At 45.9% G+C, this 3,201-nt stretch carries 2 protein-coding genes; both read left to right on the top strand.

The window, feature by feature from the left end:
- On the top strand, positions 1-897 hold an 897-nt coding region (locus tag IQ270_RS29240; RefSeq protein ID WP_228056809.1), incomplete at its 5' end, for a universal stress protein.
- A 380-nt stretch (positions 898-1,277) separates the two neighbouring features.
- Entirely contained in the window at positions 1,278-2,936 is a 1,659-nt protein-coding gene (locus IQ270_RS29235) for an alpha/beta hydrolase (protein ID WP_193976616.1), read from the top strand.
- Positions 2,937-3,201: the final 265 nt, after the last annotated feature.

Raw genomic sequence — 3,201 nt, 5'->3', positions numbered from 1 at the left:
GTTTTAGTGCCTGTTGCCAATCCGAATACGGAAGATAATTTGCTGCGTTTGGCTTTGATTTTAGCTAAAACATCTCAGGGAACTTTGCTGCCGCTGCATATTTTGTCCGATCGCCAAGAAGCAATTTCGCCGGCACAAAAAATGCAGCAAACTCAACTTTTGAGGGCGGCGGAAACTGTGGCTAACGCGGCTAATTGTGCGGTGGAACCGATCGCGAGAATAGATGATGCGATCGATCGCGGAATTCTGCGGAGTGCAACCGAACGCGAGGCTAGTTTAATTGTTTGCGGTTGGAAGGGCTTTTCCACAACTCGCGACAATTTTTTTGGCAGCATCATTGATAATATAGTGAGGCGATCGCCCGTACCGGTACTGATTTCTCGATTTCCCGATCCGATCCAGAATACAGCCAGAATTGTTTTGGCGGTAACTGACAGCGAGTTGACTCGGTTGGGATTTCAGGAAACGGTGGATATTGCTAAGAGTTTGGCAGAGGATCTCAAGGCGACTTTGCAAGTGTTGTTGGTGGCGAAAAAACGAGAACTAAACAACAAAAATGAAGCCGAGGTAGAAATTCTTTCTGAGATCACAGTAAATCGGGTGCAGGGAAATTTTGTCAGGCTAGTTTCGCAGAATTTGTTAGAACACGATTTGCTGATTTTAACAACAACTTATCAGCAACAGAATTTGTGGGAACAACCGGGAACTCTCAAAGAACCGGCATCGATCGCCCGGACTCACACACCCAGATGTTTCGATGCTTGTTGTTTATTTTCCTACATCTTGAGGAATATTTTAAGTGCAGGTGATGCGATGAACCTGCATTCACCTGCGGTTGAGATTAGATGTGAATCCCAGGAAATTATGATGACAAGTTGTGCGCCTTTTCCCGGTTAAAAAATACACGCCGACTGCTTGGCTGGCTGTCAGAAATTTGTATTTTTATGATTGTTAATTAAACAAATATTCAACTAATCGCGATTAGACTTGAATTGCCAAAATAGTTAGGACAAGCTAGAAGCCCATCCTACAAAAAAATGTGGGATGTTGCTCCGGCGCCATCCGAAATTTTGATGAAAATGACTTTGACAATTCAAGTCTATTAGCATCGGCAAGAGAAGTGCCATTAGGTGCTAATCGGCGATCGACAATTAAACATACCCAGAGACACCGCCGCTCGCACCCCAAGACAATTTCTGGGCATCTGGGGCAATTTTTCGGTATCTGGGAAAATTCTGAGAATATAGTGATATAGTTTATAGTTGAATCAGGTAAAAATGAGCCTTAGACCCAATTTCAGATGGTTTTCCTCCCTCACGAGTGTTTGTAGCGCGATCGGCATCGGCATTTTCGGCGCTTTCGCATCTCCTGCAAAAGCTGCCGAAACAGTTGTTGTCCGCAAAGGTATTTTAGAATCTTCAATATCCGTTGCAGATTTGCGCGAACTCGCAAAAACCGGAAAAGTCCCCGAAAGATTGCAAGCCTACGCCAATTTGCTGTCTGAGTCACAGCGCCGTCAAATCTTGGGAGCCCTGCAAGCAAAAATCCCCATAAATGTAGTCGGTTTGAGCAACTTGTTAAATACCCAGATCGGGAATGCCATCCTCACAGATTTGACTACAGTCATACCCAGGCGCGACGGTGCGGGTGTCCAAGCGCTGCGAGCGGGTTTGGTGCTGGGAGCTAACGCGCCGGAAGGCTTGTCGGTATTGAGTTTTATTGAATCTTATCCGAGCTCGCGGGTAGTGGTGGATCTCGATCGAGCTTTCTCGGTTTTGGGAAATTTGAACGCCGGTTTTTGGCAAACTCAGCGCTTTATGGCGGCGATCGCACCTCAGTTAGCAGCCGCTAAACCCGCCTTTAACCTGCCTTTCGACCCGACCGCGCCGGGCCCTAATTCGGTGCGGGTACTAGCGCTAGATTTGAACGACAGCGCCCGCAATCGGCGCATTCCGGTTGATGTTTACTGGTCGAGAGCTGCGACGGCAGACAAACCGACGATCGTCTTGTCTCACGGTTTGGGCTCAGTTCGCACCGATTTGCGATATTTAGCCGAGCATTTAGCGTCTTACGGCTATGTGGTAGCAGCTTTGGAACATCCAGGAAGCAACGAAACGAACACTAATGCTGCGATTGCGGGTAAGTCTGGGTTATTAGCTCCTCAAGAGTTTTTAGACCGTCCCAAGGACATCAGTTTTGTGCTCGACGAACTAGCAAAATTGAACCAAACTGATGATAACTTGCGGGGGAAAATCGCGATCGACCGATCGGTAATCATTGGCTATTCCTTCGGCGGTGCAACAGCCTTATCCCTAGCCGGCGCCGAACTGCAATTGACCCGACTCAAACAGCGCTGTCAGGGAGATTTGATTGGGTTTAGCTTGGGCGAAGGCATTCAGTGCGCGGCTGCCGGATTGCCCCAAGAACGGTATCAATTGCGGGATGCCAGAATTAAAAGGGCGATCGTCATGAATCCCACAACATCATTATTATTTGGAGAAACAGGCTTAAGTAAAATTAAGATTCCCACATTAATAGTAGCATCTTCAGCAGACAAAACCACACCAGCCTTAGTCGAACAAATTGCCGGCTTCCCAAAAATTCCCTCACCCAAATGGCTAGTTGGATTTGTAGGAGGAACCCACTTAAGCGTCAAAGATCCGAGTACAACCTTAGACCAAGTTGGGAGACCGAGTACAGTCATTACCGGTGACGAACTTGTCGGCAACCAAGCCGCGAGCATCCGAAATTATATTAAAGCTATAAGTTTAGCGATGGCCGCTCAACTAACAGCAGAAGCCGACAAATATGCAATATTTCTAACACCAGAATACGCACAGTTTGCATCAACAAACGCAATCCCGGTGCGGCTGGTAACAGAAATAACCCCAGAAACAAATGCCTTCGTACAAACTTTTATTCAACAAAACAAGTAGTCAGCAGTCAGTAGTTATTGGTTATTGGTTATTGGTTGTTGGTTATTGGTTGTTGGTTATTGGTTATTGGTTATTGGTTACTCGCTACGAATTCCCAATTTCCAATTCTCAATTTCTAATCACAACTAACAACTCACAGTTATTGGTTGTTGGTTATTGGTTATTGGTTATTGGTTACTCGCTACGAATTCCCAATTTCCAATTCTCAATTTCTAATCACAACTAACAACTCACAGTTATTGGTTGTTGGTTATTGGTTATTGGT

It is taken from the genome of Microcoleus sp. LEGE 07076 (assembly GCF_015207455.1).
In the GTDB taxonomy this organism is placed as follows: domain Bacteria; phylum Cyanobacteriota; class Cyanobacteriia; order Cyanobacteriales; family Microcoleaceae; genus Microcoleus.
Note: the sequence above shows the minus strand (reverse complement) of the source record. Positions and strands in the feature narration are given on the sequence as shown.